Source organism: Pseudoalteromonas sp. Z1A2 (genome assembly GCF_011378755.1).
GTDB lineage: Bacteria > Pseudomonadota > Gammaproteobacteria > Enterobacterales > Alteromonadaceae > Pseudoalteromonas > Pseudoalteromonas distincta.
The window spans coordinates 140,508-160,197 of the sequence record NZ_WTKX01000005.1; the positions used below are offsets into that span (position 1 = coordinate 140,508).

A 19,690-nucleotide genomic window follows, 5' to 3' on the forward strand; every position below is an offset into this window, starting at 1 on the left:
TTAACCATAGCTAAAGTAAGGCTTTTTTAATTAACTATGAGAATTTTTTGCAAGTGCTGTTTACTAATCAACCGCTTTGGGTGCTATAAACAAAAAAATCGGCTAATACAGTTGCACTAGCCGATTCTTAAAGGTAAATAATTTACTTGAACGAATATCTAATAATACGTTTTAACACCGAGGTATACTGTTTAAAAAAGCTACCTGTATGGTAATCAATACCGTGTTTTTTCAAAACGGCTTGTACTTGAGGTGCAACTTCTTGATAGCGCGAAGACGGCATATCAGGAAATAAGTGATGCTCTATTTGGCAGCTCAAATGCCCCGTTAAAACATGAAACCAATGCGACCCTTTAATATTTGACGAGCCCAGTACTTGGCGGTAATACCACTGTCCTTGCGTTTCGTTTACGCAGTCTTCTTGTTTAAAGGTTTGCGTTTCTTCAGTAAAGTGACCACAAAATATTATGGTTGATGTCCATAAATTACGGATTAAGTTTGCCACTAAATTACCCGCTAACACCCATAAAAATAAAGGCCCTGCAAGTAACGGAAATATCGCATAATCTTTAATTAACTGGCGAGCGCCTTTACTAAAAAAGCGCTGCTTTAATGTAGAGTGTGATACAAGCCCTTCGCGGTTTTCTTTCTTTTTACCAATAAAAACACGCTCTGCAGCTAACTCGTGATACGACACGCCCCACTGAAATAGCACACTTAAATTAATATATGTAAAAAACTGCCATACATTTTTAAAGCGCCATTTAAAATCATCGCTTAAACGCAACAAGCCATAACCAAAGTCTCTGTCTTTACCAATAATATTAGTATACGTATGGTGTTCAAAGTTATGAACGCGGTGCCAACTTTGTCCATCGCACGCTATGTCCCACTCATAATGTTGTGAGTTAAGTTGCTTGTCGTTCATCCAATCGTATTGACCATGCATTACATTGTGGCCAATTTCCATATTGTCTAAAATTTTAGCAAGCGCTAATAGCAGCACGCCTGCAACCCACAATAGTGGCTGAATAAAACCAAGCATAAGCAAAATTCGCCCGCTCCATTCACACACTCGCTGTTTGCGCACAACAGAGCGAATATAGTCAGCATCTTGTTGGCCAACTTTGCCAAGGGTGTCCATTTTAATGGCATCTAGCTCGCTTGCGAGCATGTCGTAGTTAATGTTTTTCATAATTGTAACTCCAAATCACTAACAGGTTGGCTTACGCAAAGTTGTATTAATTGCTCGCCGTTGTCACTCAATTCACCTGTTTTTAAATTACGTACCACGCCTGACTTTTTAATACATTGGCATTGATGGCAAATACCAATACCGCAACCGCGTTTAACGGGGAGCTTTTTTTCTTCAAACTGAGTCAGTAAAACATCGTTGCCCGATACAACATGGGCACTGGCGTTAATTTTTACATTAAATTGGCTGTCGTCGTTTAAGGTAGGCAGCGCTAAACCAAATGCTTCTTGGTAGTAATTTAGCTTATGCGTTTTAGCAAAATCGCTCACCGTTTGCATAAATGCAGCAGGGCCACAGCAGTAAATGTCTGGGTTTTCCCACGGCTTAATATTGCTGGTTATATCGCTTGATTGCTCGCGCGTTAATAATAAAAACGAAAAATGCTCAAATTGCGCTGCCAACTCACTTAGCTCATCAACACATTGATGCTCAGTGGCTTTTGCGTAATACACTAACGACACTTTTTGCGTAGTTTGGCCTAAGTAATCATCAAGCATAGCCAGCATAGGTGTTATACCCGAGCCGCCTGCAATAAAAGTGGCTGGCGTGTGTGTGTTTTTAAACACAAAGTCGCCGCTTGGCGCAGAAATATTGCACCACAACCCCGCTTTTAATGCACTGCTGAGTAAGCCTGTAAAGCGCCCTTGCGCATTTGTTTTGATTAGTAAGCGCACCAAACCTGTATTTTTAAATTGCTTAGCGCTTGAGGCCACGGTAAAAACGCGTGTTAATAATCGCCCATTAATTTCAACCGTTAAACTTATATGCTGCCCTGACGTATGCGCCTGCCATTGTTTGCTTGGCTTAAGTTGTACACTTAAAAAACCGCCATCAAGCACAGCGGTACTAACTACTTGCGCTCTAAACTGCCCTGCACGCCACGCAGGTTTAAACACCTGCATTACGGGCTCTATGTAGCCTGCAAAACTTTGATGGTGTAAAAACCATTTTGAAAATTGGTTTAATACTTGAGTCATCATGATTAAATCTCTATCAAATCTTAATTGCTTTGAACTTACACGTGTACGCCCAAACTTCAGCGCACAAGTGTACGCTCAAATTTCAAGTTTTCAACCCCAATAGAGTAATTATTCAATTTTTTTATTAGCGCTAATTGCTAAAACAATTTCCTGTGAAGAGGTAATTTTATAAATAGAAGTGTGTGTTTTTCATTCAACTCAACACTTAACAAATTTATTTATGCCATGATAAGGTTATGTAAGATTGGATTAATTTTGGAAGCCATAATGATAAATTTAATGTCACATAACACACTCCCTAAACTAATAAGTGCAGGCTTAGCCGTTGCTATGTTTGCTACTAACGCCCCCGCAAATGCAAAAAGCGATTACGTAAAAAACTATAAACAGCTCGATACTTTATCGCTTAGCGTTAACGCAGTAACAGCGGCAGAAGGTGTAGTTATACCTTGGGCTATTGAACCTTTAGTTAACGGTGACTTATTAATATCTGAGCGCAGCGGAACGTTATTTTTATTGCCTAAAAATACCACTACATTAACTAAAGTGAAGGGCCTACCAAACATTGATGCAAATGGCCAAGGCGGATTGCTTGATTTATCACTACACACCGACAGTAAACAAAACCAATGGCTGTATTTTAGTTACGCAAGTAGTGAAGGCAAAGGAAGCGGAAGTAACACCGCCTTAATGCGCGCCAAGCTAAATAGCGATCATACGCAGTTGTCTGATCAGCAATTGCTATACAAAGGCGAGCATAATAGTACCAAAGGCCAGCACTACGGCAGCCGTATTGTGTTTGATAATGAAGGTTATGTTTATTTTTCAATTGGCGATCGCGGCTCGCGCGACATAAACCCGCAAGATCTCACTCGCGATGGCGGTAAAATTTATCGCTTACACGATGATGGCCGTATCCCAAGCGACAATCCGTTTGTTAAACAAAAAGATGCAAAACATGCGGCATGGTCTTATGGGCACCGTAATCCACAAGGCATGTGGTTTAATAATCAAAACAATATTTTATGGTCTCACGAGCACGGACCACGCGGCGGCGATGAACTTAATATTATAAAAAAAGGCGCTAACTACGGATGGCCTTTAGTAAGTTATGGCGTTAACTACAGTGGTACCAAGTTTACCGACCTTAAAGAAAAAGACGGCATGCAATCGCCTGTATTACATTGGACCCCTTCAATTGCCCCCTCCGATATGTTGTATGTAACGAGTGATAAATACCCAAAGCTTAAAGGTAAGCTATTACTAGCATCAATGAAATTTGCATTCATTAGCGCACTAGAACTCTCAAAGGGCAAGGTTGTTAAGCAATATAAAATACTCGATGGAATTGGCAGAGTACGCAGCCTAGCCCAAGGCAGCGATGGTTTTATTTATTTAGGTATTGATGGACAAGGTATTAAACGCCTAGAGCCAGAAACGTAAGCACTAGAACCAGAACTAGCACACAGTACGTTAATAACTACACCGTGTTTACTTTGCGCTTTTAAAGCGCAAAGTAAACATTTTCACCAAACAAAGAACTATTAAGCCAATTAATGCGTACACTAAATACATATAATTTAATAAATTAAGAGAATAATAATGTTTTCATTTTTAAAGCCTGACCCAATAAAAAAACTGCGTAAAGAATACGACGTAAAACTAGAGCAAGGCATGCAGGCACAAAGAAAAGGCGACATTAAAAGCTTTGCAATGTTAAGTGCAGAAGCCGAAAAAATCTGGAGTGAAATAGAAACTCTAGAGGCTAAAAAAGCCAAGTGAGTAAATATGCTAAACGAGGCTCTACTATAAAAGCACAGAGCTTCGTTTAGTAAATAAATCGTAAATTCGTATAGCCCCTACTTATACAGGTTTAGTATTTTTTAATTACTGCCAAGTAAAAGTAGTCATTAAATATCACCCTACCATTACTTTAAAACTTCAGATAAACAGCCAAATCTCACTTCATAAAACAAAATAAATCACTGTGGGTCTAAACTGTTTTATATATTGTCTCATAATATTATTAAAAGTCGTTTTGAGATTTGACAACAAAGCTTATTTTACAACTCGTATAAACAACTGTTTACAATAGCGTTTTTAAGTGGAATTATTAGATAATGTAATGCAAGCTATTTTGGGGAATTATAAACCCTAAAGTAAAATTTAATAAAGTTTTATGCCGCAAAGGAGTGTTCATTGAGCATCGAAATTATTTCCACGAACTGTCTAACAAAGTCTATAGAATGTGAACAGGTAACAGAACGCAATTTATTAAAAATAAAAATCCCTAAAGCTCGTGCCTTTAAATATATCACTTTAAATGAAGGAATTGCTCAGTTCGCTGTAGAGCGTAATATTAACTTTCTTGATTATCGGTTTATTGAAGGTTATGAAGCTATTTGGTCACAAGAGCATGATGTTATTGAATGTGAGATAGAACTACCACAAAGAGGCTTTGTTTTTGATCGAATTTTTCGCAGCAATAAAGATGTTTCTGAAGCTGGGAAACTAATTATTGATACACACCTTACGAATGTAAAGGTCGAACTATCTGAAGTATCATATGAGTTTCACCTCCTAGATATATATAAAGATACAGCTCGTTCTCGACCAATGATGGATATTGAACGGTTTGATAGAAGAAAAAACTGGGCTACTTCTCTAAAGATTACAGGGGTGAATGTTACTAGCCATGACAAAGCAAAAGAAATAATAGAGACTATTTTTGCATCAATATGCTTCCAGTTTGACTGCAAAACAAATCTCCCATTAATGCTTGCGGTAGAGCGAAGTTTTTCAAGCGTTAAAACTGATAACTCAGCCACGGAAAACCTAGAGTTAACTGCAGTTAATCAGAAGTATGATACCGAAGCATTGTCATTATATTGGTATGCACAATCTTCTATTGGCATGCCACTGTTACAGTATTTAGCTTTATACCAAGTCATTGAATTTTACTATCCAATATATTCTGAGTTGGCTGCTCAAAAGAAAGTTGCCAATACTCTTAAAGACCCTTGCTTCAATTCTCATAATGAAAAAGATATAGCTAGAATTTTTAATATAGTTAAGTCTGCTTCATCTGCTCGGTCAGAACTTTCTCAACTGGAGTCTACCTTCAGGGAATGCATCGATGTAAGTTTGCTTCGAGACTGGCTAAAGTCTGAAAATAACAGAGAGGAATATTTTCGGTCAAAAAATGCAGTTAAACTTTCTGAATATCAAGTAAATTCCAATGCAGACGATGGTGATTTATTAAAGCAGGTATGGCAAAGGTTTTATAATATAAGATGTCGAATAGTACATACAAAAGGAGCAGAGGGAGAGTTAGATGTACTTCACCCTCAAAGTAAAGAAGTTAAAAATTTGGGTTATGATATTGAACTGGCTAATTTCTTAGCACATCGAGTACTTATCTCATCTAGTAAACCAATCAATGCGGCATAACAAGCCATTGAAATGGGATTTTGGTTTTCCCCCAATTTAGTGAACACCTCCTCTTAACATCGAGGAGGAAAAAGTAGAAATACGCTGCTATTTCCCATACACATTCTCAGGATTTATTTGCATTAGCAGTGCGGGGTTATCTATCGGTTTGAACCCGTATTGCGCATAAAGACCATGCGCATCAGAAGTCGCTAATAAAAAGCGCCTGAGCCCTTGCAGCTCAGGGTGCTCTACTATTGTTTTAATAAGTAACTTACTCAGCCCATTACCTTGCAAGTGCGGAGTAATAAATACATCGGCTAAATAGGCAAAGGTTGCTTTATCGGTCACTACTCGGGCAAAGCCAACTTGTTCGTTATGAGCGCTGTAAACACCAAAGCACATTGAGTTATCAATAGCTGATTGCATCACGCTTTTAGGAATGCCTTTGGCCCAATAGCTATTAGCAATAAAGTTATAAATAACGTTAAAGTTAAGTTTACTTTTGTCTGTGCTGATTGAGTAATCACTAATGTTTGCGGTCATAAGTTAATAGTCTTTTTTACCAATGTTTTTATAAACATTCTTATAGAAAGTCTTTAACGTTCCTATAGTCTATAAATAATTTTTAACGTTTTTAAGCTGTTTGTCGTGTACCTTTGAAAGTACTAATAGCGAGCAAATAGCCCCAAATAACGCCAGTCCCATATCTGATTGGGTATCCCACACGTAACCTTGCGTGCCTAAAAATGCTTCTGCGTTTTCGCCGCTTAATACTGCAACCCACCATTCTATTAATTCGTAAAACGCGCTAAATGCTAAACATACCGAAATAACAAAGGTGATTAACCAACCTTTGCCGTTTACTACTTTTTTGCGCAGTAAAATTTCGCGTGCTAGTAGTGCTGGTACAAAACCTTGAAAAAAGTGCCCTACCTTGTCGTAGTTATTACGCTCGCTACCAAATAGGTTATCGAAAAAAGGGACTTCGGCGTAGGTGTAATGCCCGCCAATCATCAGCACTATGCAATGCGCTAAAATAAATGTATATAAAATAGGGGTAAGTTTAAAATGGCTATAGGTACTTGCTAGCAGCACTAAACCAATAATTGCGGGGATAACTTCAAGCAGCCATGTAAATTGATCTTTTGGGTTAATACCAGACCAAATTAATACAATAAAAAACAGGCTCAACCATAAATACTTCATTTAGAATCCTTTTCTAAATTGATCAAATTTACGGCATTTTACGCCTTTGAAATAAACGACGCTACCTATAGTTTGTTTTTGCAGTAATGCGATTAAACAAAGTAGGAAAAAAGCGCTTAATTGTAGGCGCCCAACCACTCAAACCTTTGCCAATAATCACTTCGTCTTTTTTATTGCTAATGGCACGAATCATTTTTGAAGCAGCTACGCTTACATCCATCCCATTTTCTATCGATTCTTCTGGTTTATTTTGAGCTATGCCTTGCTCGTTTAGTGAGTTATGCGCAATTGCTGTTTTAATAGAGCCTGGGCAAATTGTTAAACAATGAATGTTATGTTGTGCTACTTCTGCTCGTAGGCAATCCATAAAACCAACCACCGCATATTTAGAACCCGAATAACCTGTTCTAAATTTTGACCCAACTTTACCCGCCACACTACTAATAGACACAATTGAGCCACTGCGCCTTGCCACCATAGTAGGCAATACAGCTTTAGTAAGTGCAATTGAGCCAAAGTAATTAACCTCCATTAATTGGCGGTACACGTTAAAGTCGTTTTCTAAAAATAAGCTACGCTGAGATACGCCGCCGTTATTAATTAAAATATCTATTACAGGAAGCTCGCTCATGTTTGCTGTTATTGTACTCAGTACATGCTCTGGCTGGGCTAAGTCCAGCGGCAAAACTAAGTGCCCTTCGCCTTTAAGCGTTGCTTTTAAATCGTTTAGTTTATCTACATTGCGCGCCGATAAAATAACGCGCGCGCCAAGCTCGGCAAATTGTATAGCAAGCTCTTTACCAATACCTGATGATGCGCCGGTGATCCACACGGTTTTATTATTATATTGCATGCGTTATCTGCCTTTTATTATTATTTATTAAGTTTTATTAAGGTACTTAGAAAAGTATTTTACGCCTTTGTAGGACCAGCTATCGCGTTTACTTCATCTTCTAATGTTTTGTAAAAACCCATTAAAAATAGTAGTTCAACAGTTACGTACAAAGGGCCAATAATTAAACCCATTAGGTCATCTACAAACGCTGGTTTTTTACCTTCGTAATAGTGCCCAATAAACTGCAGTACCCAACCAAATACAAACACACTTAGGCCAATACTCAACCAAGGCCAAAACGACATTGCCGCAATAGGCTGAGCACCAACAAGGAGTAAAGTGAATATCACGGCCATAATAAAGCCAAGCGAAAAGCTCAGCATAAAATAATAAACAACCGACGCTAATACAAAAAGTTGTGCGCCATCAATTACTACACTACCAAGGGGGATTTGAATACGCGCTAGTAAACACAACGCTGCAAATACAATGAGCGGAATACCAATAAAGTGCGTTAGTACATTACGTTTAGAACGATGATATAAACCATATTTACCAAGTTGCTGTTGAAGTGTTTTCATTGTTTTGCCTTTATTTTTATATATAAAACTTACTTTAGCAAAAGTAAGCATAGCAACAATGTCAGGTATCCGACATTTTGTAAATTAAACAAATGCAGAAATTATTTTACCCGGCTCATGCTCATCTTGCATATCCGTTCGCTCGCGCCCTTTTTGATACTCTTGCTCAAGCATTTTTTGAAGTTCCTCTATTTTATTAGCAATTGCGCTAGGGTCTGCGCCCTGACCTTGTAGCTCTTTAGTGAGCTCTTCTATTGTCGCTTTTAGCTCGTCTATTTTGTCTTTGTTTACACCTAAGCGCTGATAAACCAGCGCTTCTTGGGCACCTTCTAAAAACGTTTGATCTTTAGGCGTTGAGCTTATGCCTTTAACACCATTTGGTTTTTCATTAGGGAGGGTATTAGTTGCCGCAACTTCGCTTGAACCTGCCGCTTTATTTACTGTAGGAGAGTTATAATTACTATATTGATTTTTAAAGGTTATTGTAGTCATTAGGTCAAATCCATTGTTGCGTTACATTATCTGTAGCAATTTTGGTTCCAACTAAATAAAAAAGTCTCTATTTAAGCTTGTGTAGCACGCGCCTGTAACTTTTGTTTATCTAAAACAGTTATGCGTTGATACCCCAAACTAATGGCTTGTAGGCTAACAAGCTGTTGCAGTATTTGATTAATAGTTTGGCGCGTTAGGTAGGTCATATCAGCAAGTTGCTGCTGAGATAAAACAAGCGGTGTTAAGTGCTCAGTATGTTCGCTAAGCATTAAAAGTCGATTGCATACTTTTTGCTCAGCGCTTAGTAATGCGTGATCTTCCATTGAGGTAAACATTAGGCGTAACTTTTGTGCCAGCAATAAACCAAACTCTTGCCAATATTGTGGCTGCTTGTTTAATAGCTGTTCAAGCTCGCGTTGGGGCACGTAAAAAAGCACAACATCAGTTTGTGCATATACATCATGAGTGCGCAGGCCACCATCAAACAAGGTAACTTCGCCAAACCACAGTGATGAATCAATAAAGCTCAATACAGCTTCTTTGCCTTCGTTACTTACGCCACTAATACGCACCACGCCGCTAAGTACGGCATAAATTCCATCGTGCTTATCACCTCGCAAAAATAATGATTGCTGAGCCTTTAGTGAGAGCGTTTTGCCCTGCGTTAATAAAAAGCTTTTTAAATAAGCGCTACGGTTTTTAAACCAATGCCCTTGCTCTATAACGTTTTGCTGCTGTGGAGTCATTATTTACTGCATTTGCTTATTAAATGGCTGTTTTTCGATAACCAATTTTTTAGGGAAATTTAAATCGGTTGCTATAACAAAATCATCGTAAGGATCATTACCCGAAAACAGCTCAGTTATTAATGTATCGTTTTTATAAACATTAACGGTTACACCGCTGCCCATACCGCCTGAGTTAATAATATAGTAGTGATATTCGCCGTTACTAAAAAATAAAATACTCTCGCCAATACGCCCTACTTGCCTGTAGTAACTGCCAAATGGAGCATTCGGTGTTGCTTCTTTTTCAAGCCCTATGTCATTAACTCTACCAAATCGATAACTAAGCGATGAGTCATCTTTTGCAACACAAATAGAAAGCACTTTATCGGTAGGCTCTAACTTGTAGGCTGTATTTTCATCTGGGTTACGCACAACTTTATGCATTTTTGCGTTAATGTAGGCTGCTTCATTACTTTTACAATGTGTTGCTAGCATACCGACCACTAAAGCGGGTTCGTGTGTTTGAGCTGCTGAAGGCGTGTTTACTTTGAGATTAGAGGGTGAGTTACTTACATTATTATTTAGCTGAGGACTACCTTGAATTGCCATACTTTGGTCGTCACAACCAAACAATGCAAACAAGAAGAAAGAATAAAAGCTCGCTAAAAATTTAATGCGCATAATAAAATCCATCTATGAGAGAGCCTTTAAAATAGCGATAAAACTAGCGACTCGCAACACCTTATGCGCAATACTTTATAAGTTTATTTTTAAACCATCTTCTGCAAAAACTACGTTACTTTTTAGTGATTTAATTAACGATTTTTTAAACAACTACTGGTTTTTAATGACCGATACATAAACTGAGATAGAACCGCCGCTTGATGCGATTGCTTCAATTGCGTTGTACATAATCACTACATCGGCATTTTCGCTAAGTTAGCAAATGTACCTATTTTTTGTTGAGTGACCAACGGCCGATTTATTAATTTTAGCTAGTATTAAAAGCTGATTTAAACACCTTATAAAAATGTGTAAATAACTAAATTAATCAATAATTGGTTTTCTTATAATAAAATGTTGTTACAGCACTATTGCAAACGGCTTTTTATAACCAATTGTAATTTATGATTTAAATAAAATTAAATCCAAAAAACATACATTTTAAAAACAATTTAGTCTCATTTTATTAAAACAACAGTTGACCCTATTCAAAATATAAACTAGCATTTCTGGAAGCGCTTCCACAAATCCTAGTTAAACAGATTTTTCTGGAAGCGCTTCCACACATTTGACAATGTTTATAACTACACAATAACAGCCCCATACAAGCTGTTAATAATAATGATAAAAGCGCGAGGGAAACCGAATGTCCAACCATATTGTAAGAAAAACAAAGATAGCGACCAGCCTATCTCTGATTTTAGGTGCATCAATCTCTTTGCCTGTATATGCACAAGAAGCAAATACAGATGTTGAAGTAATCCAAGTTACTGGTTTTAAAAGCAGTATTAAAGAGTCGACTCGTTTAAAACGCGACGCCGCCGGTGTTGTAGATGCTATATCAGCTGAAGATATTGGTAAATTCCCAGATACCAACTTAGCCGAGTCGCTACAGCGTATTACGGGTGTGTCGATTGATCGCTCAAATGGTGAAGGCTCTAAAGTAACGGTTCGTGGTTTTGGCCCCGACTACAATATGGTAACCCTAAACGGGCGTACAATGCCGGCGGCATCTTTGCCTGCAGGCGGTGGTACACCCAGCTCTCGTGCATTTGATTTTGCAAACTTAGCGTCTGATAGCGTTAAATCGGTTGAAGTATATAAAACTGGTAAAGCAAGCATTGCATCAGGTGGTATTGGCGCAACAATTAATATTAATACCGCTCGCCCACTTGATAACCCAGGCTTTGTTTCAAGCATTGGCGTAAAAGCTTTACACGACTCAACAAACCGCGTTGGTGATGACATAACACCTGAGCTTTCGGGCTTAATTAGCTGGACCGACAGTGAAGCTAAATTTGGTGCCTCGTTAACTGCAAGCATGCAACAGCGCGATAGCTCATCAACAGGTGCGTTTGTAAATCAATGGAATACATCAGCTTTTGACGGCACAATCCCACAAGCTGCAGACGATATTGTTTTAACTAATGCACCCGCCGTTGGCCAGCTTTATTCAATGCCATCAGATTTGCGCTACACCATTGCCGACAGAGAACGTACTCGTACAAACGCGCAATTAACGCTGCAATACAGCCCTATTGACGATTTAACAGCCACGCTTGATTACACATATTCTAAGCAAGATTTATTCGAAGCCCGTGCTGAGCAATCAATTTGGATGGATAACTACAAAAGCGCGCTAACGTTTGACGATAACACGGTAAAAACCCCGATTTATTACCGAGAAGAACGTCGCGATCAGCAAACACGCGATTTAGGTTTAGCGTTTCAAGAGCTAAACCAAGTTAACCAAAACGATTCTATTGGTTTAAACGTTGAGTACTATTTCAACTCAGAATTAAGCTTTATGTTTGATGCGCACAATTCAAAAGCCACTAGCAAACCAGATGCACCTTACGGCAGCTGGGTAAACGCAGGCTTAGGCGCAAACGTAGTTAACGCACAAGAAGTTGATTTTAGCCGCGAGCTTCCATCAATGAGTATCGATTTTGATGATTGCCGCCGAGACAACCTAAATTGTAATAACACATTAGATGCCTCTGATGTGGGTACGTCTATTTTAGATTCTAACTTTGCTCGCCAAGAATCTGAAATCACAGAATTTAGAATCCATGGTAAATACGAAATTGAAAACGGGGCAATTGACTTTGGTATAGAGTCTCGCTCTATGGAAAGCCATTCACTGCAATCACTTACACGTAATACAATGGGTAACTGGGGTATAGAAAACCCAGGCGAACTACCTGATGGCTACCTAAACCCAACAAACTTTTTAGCTGAGTTTGACGACTACGATACATCGGGCTCGTTCAACCAAGGTTATACTGGCAGCGCATCTCAAATTGGTTACTGGGCAGGTGAAGAATACGGCTTTAACTTTGCAGCCGATGGCGCATTTGCAACTAACCGCACCATTGAAGAAGACATAACCGCTGCGTTTGTGCAATTTACTTACAACGGTTACATTGGCGATATGCCATACAACATTGTTATTGGCGCGCGGCAAGAGTCTACCGACATTACCTCAACGGCTAATATCGATTTACCTAACGCAGTAGCGTGGGAAGGTAATAACGACTTTAATGTTCGTTTTGGCTCGGCTAAAGAAGATTTCACGCTTAAATCTAGCTACGATCACTTTTTACCAAGCTTTGACTTTGACATAGAAGTAATCGAAAACGTGAAAGCGCGTTTTTCTTATAGCACGACAATTGCTCGCCCAACTTACGATAACTTAAGTTCAGCAGCTACTGTTGGTGTACCAGGTGCCCCTACTCTTTTAGCGGGTTCTTCACCGGCTACAGCGTCAACAGGTAACCCTGGTTTAGTGCCGCTTGAATCAGATAATATTGATGTATCGGCTGAGTGGTACTTTGCAGAAACAAGTTATGTGTCGGTAGGTTATTACACTAAAGACATTGAAAACTTTATTGGTTTAACACCAATGACGCAAAACTACTACGGATTACGCGATGCAACAGCGGGTCCTCGCGCACAAGCTGCCATTGCTGAGCTAGAATCTCGCGGACTTGCTCTAACCGATTCAAACTTATTTCAAATGGTTGCCGCAACAGAAAATGGCGTTGATTTTGACTCTATGACCTACGAAGAGTTTGAAGCCGCTTACGATGTAATTGCTAACAGCGATGACCCATTACTAGAATTTACAGCGCAAGTACCTACCAACAATAAAAATGCCACCATTGATGGTTTCGAAATTGCCTTTCAGCACTTTTTTGGTGAAAGCGGTTTTGGTGTGCAAGCAAACTACACCACAGTTAATGGCGACATAGACTTTGATGTAAACGCTGACCCTACTACAACACAATTTGCACTAGTGGGTTTAAGCGATACAGCTAACTTTATTGCAATGTACGAAAACGATGATTTTCAGGCACGTATTGCTTACAACTGGCGTGATAAGTTTTTAAATAGCGCAGCTCGATACGTAAATGAGCCAGGCTTTACTGAAGAATATTATCAAATCGACTTTAATGTTGCGTACAACTACAGCGAACAACTATCGTTTTTTGTTGAAGGCCTTAACATTACTGAGCAAAACAGCCGCGAACATGGCCGTACGTCAGCCCAATTGTGGAACTTACAACAGCTAGGTGCACGTTACAATATTGGTATGCGTTACAACTTCTAAAGGTAATACAAAGCAAAGCCGTTAGTTTTTACTAGCGGCTTTTTTGTATTTAAAACAGTATTAATGCTAGTTTAATTGTTATCAACTTTAGGGTGTTAACTCATGACCAAACCAATAACAAAAATAGTCGTTTTAGGTGGTGGCACTGCCGGCTGGCTAAGCGCAGGCTTATTAGCTGCCGAACACCCGCACCTTAATGTAACGTTAGTGGAGTCAGCAAACGTGCCTATATTGGGTGTGGGCGAAGGTACATGGCCGTCAATGCGCAACACGCTGCAGCGCATTGGCATTAAAGAAATTGATTTTATAACCCAGTGCGACGCATCATTTAAGCAAGGTTCTAAATTTATAAATTGGCGCAACCTCAGTGAGGGAGAAAACTACTACCACCCTTTTATGAATCCACAAGGCTATGAGCAAACCAATTTACACGCCAGCTGGCAACGTATTGCACCTGATCAAAAATTTGCCGACGTTGTTAATATGCAAAGCTTTGTATGCCAAGCAGCACTTGCACCAAAGCAATTACAAACACCCGAATATGCAGCGGTCACCAACTATGGCTATCATTTAGATGCGGGTAAATTTGCTGAGTTTTTAAAAAATCACTGTGTTAAAAATCTAAACGTTACACATATTATTGACGATGTAACCGAGGTTATTAACGACGAACATGGTTATATTGCTTCATTAAAAACAAATAATAATGGCGATATAACAGGTGATTTATTTATAGATTGCTCAGGCTCTCGTGCTCGTTTAATTGATGAGCATTTTAATAATGAGTTTATAGCGCAAGATCATATTTTATTTAATAACAGCGCTGTTGCGGCGCAAATACCTAATGCACACATCAATCAACCAATTGCCTCTGCTACGCTATCTACAGCGCAAAGTAACGGCTGGATTTGGGATATAGCCCTACCAACGCGCCGTGGTACAGGTTATGTATTTAGCAGTAAATATCAAAGTGATGAAAGCGCAACAAATACTCTAAAAAGCTACATAGCTAAAACTACCAGTGAGCAACAAGCTGAGCAACTTAACTACCGCGTATTAAAATTCAGCCCTGGTTACAGGCAAAAATTTTGGATTAAAAACTGTGTTGCCGTGGGTATGTCTGCTGGCTTTTTAGAGCCGCTTGAAGCGTCAGCTCTTGCTATGGTTGAGCTTTCAATTAGCATGATAAGCGAGCAACTCCCGCAAAACCGCACCCACATGAGCCAGCTTGAAACGCGTTTTAATGAGCGTTTTAGCACTCGTTGGCAGCGCGTTATTGAGTTTTTAAAACTTCATTATGTGCTAAGCGAGCGCGACGACACTCCTTATTGGCAAGATATTAGTAATTTAAATACCGCGCCCGAGCGCCTGCAAAACTTACTTAAACTTTGGCAATTTCAACCCCCTAGCCGCTTTGATTTTATTGAAAACGAAGAAGTGTTTTCATCAAGTAGTTACCAATACGTTTTATATGGCATGGGCTTTGATACACAAACAGTATCTGCACAAAATACATTTAACGACCCACGCGCTGGGGATTACTATTATCAGCAAAATCGCGAAAAAATAGCGCAGTGCTTAAATGGACTGCCAAGTAATCGCGCGCTTTTAAATCATCTTTTATCAAATAATGGGCAGCCACATAATGACTAAAACAAACGCTGTTAAAAACGTAGTAATTGCTGGAGGCGGCACTGCAGGTTGGATGGCCGCAGCGGCACTTGCTAAACTAGTTGGTAACAATATAAACATAACCCTTGTTGAATCTGACGATATTGGCACTGTAGGTGTTGGCGAAGCAACAATTCCGCCTATTCGTACATTTCATAAATTGCTGGGTATAAACGAGCAAGCATTTATGAAAGCCACTCAAGCAAGCTTTAAATTAGGTATTAGCTTTGAAAACTGGGGCGATGAAAACACGCATTATATTCACTCATTTGGCGCAACGGGCAAAGAATGTTGGGCGGGTGAATTTCATCACTTTTGGCTGCAAGGTAAAGCACTTGGAATAAACAACCCATTTGGCGATTACTGCTACGAGCTGCAAGCGGCTAAAGCCGGTAAGTTTGCGTTTAATCAGCAAAACCCTATTAACTATGCCTACCATATGGATGCCACGCGTTACGCGCAGTTTTTACGTGAATTTTCAGAGCCATTAGGTGTAAAACGCATTGAAGGTAAAATACAAAAAGTAGTAAAAAACCCTAAAACGGGCCATATAGAATCATTGATTTTAAATAATGGCGAGCACATTAACGGCGACTTTTTTATTGATTGCACTGGCTTTAGAGGCTTATTAATAGAGCAAGCATTACATACTGGCTACGAAGACTGGTCGCATTTACTACCGTGTAATAGCGCCATTGCGGTGCAAACAAAATCAACCAGCGAGACCGTATTACCACTTACCCGATCTATTGCCCACAAAAGCGGCTGGCAATGGCGTATACCGCTGCAAAACCGTGTAGGCAACGGATTAGTTTATTGCAGCCAATATATGGATGACGAGCAAGCCAAAGCGCTCTTATTAAGTAACATTGAGGGCGAGGCGCTTACAGAGCCACGTATTATTAAATTTAAAACAGGGCGCCGCTTAAAAGGCTGGAATAAAAACTGCCTAGCGCTTGGCCTTGCCAGCGGTTTTGTAGAGCCACTTGAGTCCACCAGCATTCACTTAATTATGTCGGGTATTATTCGCTTTATGCGTTTATTTCCGTTTAATGGCATTACCAATCACGCCATTGACGAATACAACAAACAGCTTAAAAGCGAAATTGAAAATATTCGCGACTTTATTGTGCTGCACTACAAAGTAACTAATCGCGATGACAGTGAGTTTTGGCAGCATTGTAATGCCATGGAAGTGCCAAAAACACTTCAGCATAAAATTGATTTGTTTAAACAAACCGGCCGTGTATTTTTAGACGATGGCGACATTTTTAGAGTCGACTCGTGGGTGCAAGTTATGCTTGGTCAGGGTATTGAGCCTAATCAACATCATTTAATAGCCAGCATGATGAGCGATGAAGAACTCACCCGTTTTTTACACGGTATTAAGCAACAAATAGAGCAGCGCGTCAGCCAATTACCATCTCATCATGAGTTTTTAAAGCAGTATTGCCCAGCATAAATATCCTCTTTAAAAAAAGCCCTTATTACTAAGGGCTTTGAGACAACACACAATAAACTTAACTTATAAGCACTCTACTACTCACACTTTATTTTTGCTGTTTCAGCGCCTTGTGGTTCAAAGCTAATATCTGCAACTGAAACGTTAAGCTCGCCTGCCGTTTTAATAATAAAAGGGCTGGTTACTCTGGCAAAATCAACACCCTTTTTAGCAAAACACGTTAAATCTATGCTCATGGTTTGCCATGTATTTAAATCAGCATTTTCAAGATCACGGGTAATATCAAGCTCGCCACCACAGCCTTGTTCGCATTTCATTGCAAGGTATGTCTGTGAGCTAGGTATTTGGTTTACTTTATAGCTAAAGCTAAGGGCCGAATTTGCTTCAATGTAGGCCACTTTGTCTTCGGTAAAGTTGCTATTAATTTCGATGTAGCTGGCTGCAGTGCCATCAAAATTAAATTGCATCGCATCTTCTTGAATCGCTTTGTCTTCAGTGCGATAAGTAATGCCGCCAAGCTTTACACTGTTACTTGCTACTTGGTGCTGCTCGCTGTTTGAATTTAAAAACAAACGCCACGGTGTTTTAAAGCTGCCATTAAATATAGATAAGGACGCAAGGTTACTAACATCAACACCTGAGTCTTCATTTAGATTATTGGCACGCGTACTTTCATCTTTATACGTTAAGCCAAAGCCATAGGGTAATAATGGCGAGTAATCAGCATCCCCCTTATTTACTGCGGTTTGTAGTGGCGATTTAGGCCACGAGAACGACAACTTACCTTTAAAGTCGTATTGTACCTGCCCACTTTCATCCGCTAATAATACATCTGCAATGCCTTGTCCTTCAGTGCCAGGAAGCCATGCTGCTACAAATGCATCTGACGCGTTTAGCTCGCTGTTAACCCACATTGGTCTGCCCGATATAAACACCGACACCACCGCAATACCTTGCTGCTTTAATGTTTTTAATATTTTAAGAGAGCGTTTATTGTTACGTTCAAACTCAAGGTTGTCTTTATCGCCATGTCCCTCTGCGTATGGTTCTTCACCAAATACAACAATGGCTACATCGGGTTTGGTATTAAACTCACCCGTTGGGCTTAAAATAGCGTTACCGCCAGCGGCATCTATTTGCGTTTTTAGCCCCGCATAAATAGACGTTGCCCCAGGAAAATCTGCATTTTGATTATTAGTTCCCTGCCATGTAATACTCCAACCGCCCGATTGCTTGCCTATGTTATCGGCCGCATCGCCTGCTATAAGTATGTTGCTTGATGGGTTAAGCGGTAATAAATGGTTGTTGTTTTTAAGCAGTACTAGCGACTCTTGTACCGCTTGGCGGGCAATATCGCGATGTGCTGGCGCACCTATTAGTTTTAATTTACCTGAATATTTTCGATTTGCAGGGCTTGGCTTATCAAATAAACCCGCACGTAATTTAACGCGTAAAATACGTGCTACGGCGTCATCTATTCGCGCCATTGTTATTGTGCCCGCTTTTACTTGTTTAATTGTATTTTCATAAAGTGGCTTCCAAGCACCCGTTGGCACCATAAAAATATCAAGCCCCGCATTAACAGCCTGTGGGCAACTTTCATTTGTACAGCCTGCAACTTGTCCGTGTCCGTTCCAATCTCCTACAACAAAGCCATCAAAACCCATTTTTGTTTTTAATACATCGGTAAGTAAGTATTTGTTGCCGTGATTTTTTTTACCATTCCAGCTATTAAACGATGCCATAACCGACTGACTACCTGCGGTTAAGCCACCTATATAACCTTGCGCATGAATGTTATATAACACCTCTTCGCTATCAATGTTATCGCCTTGATCGTCACCATCTACTGTGCCGCCATCGCCTAAAAAGTGCTTAACGGTACTAATTACGCGTTTGTCACTTAAAAAGTCTTCATCGGCTCTGCCTTGCAATCCGTTTACAATTGCGGCTGAATACTCACGTACAATTGCAGGGTCTTCTGAGTAGCCTTCGTACGTTCTGCCCCATCGGTCGTCGCGCACCACCGCAACAGTCGGTGCAAACACCCAATCTATGCCTGTTGCCATTACCTCTATTGCAGTAGCTGCTGCAATGCGCTCAATTAATGCGGGGTTATTAGCAGCACCTAAACCAATATTGTGCGGAAATAACGTCGCCCCAATCACATTATTATGGCCATGTACTGCATCAGTGCCCCACATGGTTGGAATTTTACTGCCATCAATTGAGTCATCAACCGAGGCTTGGTACATGCTCTCAGCAAGTGTTATCCAATCTGCAGGCGTTGCATGCTTATTGGCATTTGGGAACGAGCCACCGCCATTTAAATACGAACCAAAACCGTATTTGCGCATGTCTGAAGCGGTTATATCGCGAATTTCAGGTTGGATCATTTGCGCTACTTTTTGTTCAAGCGTCATTGTTTTTAAATACTGTGCAATCGTATTTTCAATTTCAGGCGTTTTCACTACCTTACTTTTAAGCGTTGGCCAAAGTGATAAATCACCTTGCTCATGCTCAGCCTTTTTGGCTACGGCGCCTTGGCTATTATTAGCGTTAACCTCTTGTTTATTACACGCACTTAAAACGCATAATCCGCCTATTAAAATGGGGAGCATGTGTAACCTGTTAGTGTTTAAGCTTTTTTTCATTTTTATAGCCCTGTGTTGTGTCAGTGTGATTTTGTGAGCGCCTATTTGTTATTTAAAT

At 39.8% G+C, this 19,690-nt stretch carries 16 protein-coding genes; 6 read left to right on the forward strand and 10 right to left on the reverse strand.

Features of this window, described 5'->3' with window-relative positions; all coding sequences use genetic code 11:
* Window positions 1–142 precede the first annotated feature (142 nt).
* Both GQR47_RS06085 and GQR47_RS06090 read right to left on the reverse strand, forming a co-directional pair.
* A complete protein-coding gene (locus tag GQR47_RS06085) occupies window positions 143–1,195 on the reverse strand; it encodes an acyl-CoA desaturase (RefSeq protein ID WP_024595642.1) in 1,053 nt (350 codons plus the stop codon).
* Window positions 1,192–2,235 carry an iron-sulfur cluster-binding domain-containing protein gene (locus GQR47_RS06090; RefSeq protein ID WP_154903765.1) on the reverse strand — a complete coding sequence of 348 codons (1,044 nt, stop codon included), beginning with the start codon at window positions 2,233–2,235 and terminating at the stop codon, window positions 1,192–1,194. Before GQR47_RS06090 ends, GQR47_RS06085 begins: the two co-directional genes overlap by 4 nt.
* Window positions 2,236–2,502: 267 nt before the next feature.
* Here GQR47_RS06090 and GQR47_RS06095 point away from each other — a divergent pair, with 267 nt between their 5' ends.
* The 3 genes from GQR47_RS06095 to GQR47_RS06105 all read left to right on the forward strand — a co-directional run bounded on the left by GQR47_RS06095 (window position 2,503) and on the right by GQR47_RS06105 (window position 5,685).
* A complete protein-coding gene (locus GQR47_RS06095; protein WP_154903764.1) occupies window positions 2,503–3,678 on the forward strand; it encodes a PQQ-dependent sugar dehydrogenase in 1,176 nt (391 codons plus the stop codon).
* A 159-nt stretch (window positions 3,679–3,837) separates the two neighbouring features.
* The gene (locus tag GQR47_RS06100) at window positions 3,838–4,017 is read left to right on the forward strand and encodes a DUF6435 family protein (protein WP_002959772.1); all 180 of its coding nucleotides are present in this window, start codon (window positions 3,838–3,840) and stop codon (window positions 4,015–4,017) included.
* A gap of 417 nt (window positions 4,018–4,434) precedes the next feature.
* A complete protein-coding gene (locus GQR47_RS06105; RefSeq protein ID WP_024595500.1) occupies window positions 4,435–5,685 on the forward strand; it encodes a hypothetical protein in 1,251 nt (416 codons plus the stop codon).
* Window positions 5,686–5,772: 87 nt separating this feature from the next.
* On the opposite strand, the gene GQR47_RS06110 is transcribed toward GQR47_RS06105, so the two are convergent.
* The 7 genes from GQR47_RS06110 to GQR47_RS06140 form a co-directional block, all read right to left on the reverse strand.
* On the reverse strand, window positions 5,773–6,210 hold the full coding sequence (locus GQR47_RS06110) for a GNAT family N-acetyltransferase (RefSeq protein ID WP_029753188.1): 438 nt from the start codon (window positions 6,208–6,210) through the stop codon (window positions 5,773–5,775).
* A gap of 69 nt (window positions 6,211–6,279) precedes the next feature.
* Window positions 6,280–6,873, reverse strand: coding sequence for a DUF2238 domain-containing protein (locus GQR47_RS06115; RefSeq protein WP_024595499.1), 594 nt, complete (start codon window positions 6,871–6,873; stop codon window positions 6,280–6,282).
* 61 nt (window positions 6,874–6,934) lie between these two features.
* Window positions 6,935–7,726, reverse strand: coding sequence for an SDR family oxidoreductase (locus GQR47_RS06120; RefSeq protein ID WP_024595498.1), 792 nt, complete (start codon window positions 7,724–7,726; stop codon window positions 6,935–6,937).
* Window positions 7,727–7,785: 59 nt separating this feature from the next.
* The gene (locus GQR47_RS06125) at window positions 7,786–8,289 is read right to left on the reverse strand and encodes an Mpo1-like protein (RefSeq protein ID WP_024595497.1); all 504 of its coding nucleotides are present in this window, start codon (window positions 8,287–8,289) and stop codon (window positions 7,786–7,788) included.
* Between the two features lie 84 nt (window positions 8,290–8,373).
* Window positions 8,374–8,781 carry a hypothetical protein gene (locus GQR47_RS06130; protein WP_024595496.1) on the reverse strand — a complete coding sequence of 136 codons (408 nt, stop codon included), beginning with the start codon at window positions 8,779–8,781 and terminating at the stop codon, window positions 8,374–8,376.
* 71 nt (window positions 8,782–8,852) lie between these two features.
* Window positions 8,853–9,527, reverse strand: coding sequence for a Crp/Fnr family transcriptional regulator (locus GQR47_RS06135; RefSeq protein ID WP_002961843.1), 675 nt, complete (start codon window positions 9,525–9,527; stop codon window positions 8,853–8,855).
* A gap of 3 nt (window positions 9,528–9,530) precedes the next feature.
* Window positions 9,531–10,190 (reverse strand): hypothetical protein, encoded by a 660-nt coding sequence (locus GQR47_RS06140; RefSeq protein ID WP_240915870.1) that lies wholly within the window; start codon window positions 10,188–10,190, stop codon window positions 9,531–9,533.
* Between the two features lie 688 nt (window positions 10,191–10,878).
* Here GQR47_RS06140 and GQR47_RS06145 point away from each other — a divergent pair.
* From GQR47_RS06145 to GQR47_RS06155, 3 genes are all read left to right on the forward strand, one after another.
* On the forward strand, window positions 10,879–13,845 hold the full coding sequence (locus GQR47_RS06145; RefSeq protein WP_154903758.1) for a TonB-dependent receptor: 2,967 nt from the start codon (window positions 10,879–10,881) through the stop codon (window positions 13,843–13,845).
* A 102-nt stretch (window positions 13,846–13,947) separates the two neighbouring features.
* Window positions 13,948–15,498, forward strand: a complete 1,551-nt coding sequence (locus GQR47_RS06150; RefSeq protein WP_024603217.1) for a tryptophan halogenase family protein — start codon at window positions 13,948–13,950, stop codon at window positions 15,496–15,498.
* A complete protein-coding gene (locus tag GQR47_RS06155; RefSeq protein WP_154903757.1) occupies window positions 15,491–16,978 on the forward strand; it encodes a tryptophan halogenase family protein in 1,488 nt (495 codons plus the stop codon). Before GQR47_RS06150 ends, GQR47_RS06155 begins: the two co-directional genes overlap by 8 nt.
* 77 nt (window positions 16,979–17,055) lie before the next feature.
* Here the strand turns inward: GQR47_RS06155 and GQR47_RS06160 are convergent, their stop codons facing one another.
* Complete coding sequence (locus tag GQR47_RS06160; protein WP_024603325.1) at window positions 17,056–19,632, reverse strand: glycoside hydrolase family 3 N-terminal domain-containing protein; 2,577 nt, start codon at window positions 19,630–19,632, stop codon at window positions 17,056–17,058.
* Between the last annotated feature and the right edge of the window lie 58 nt (window positions 19,633–19,690).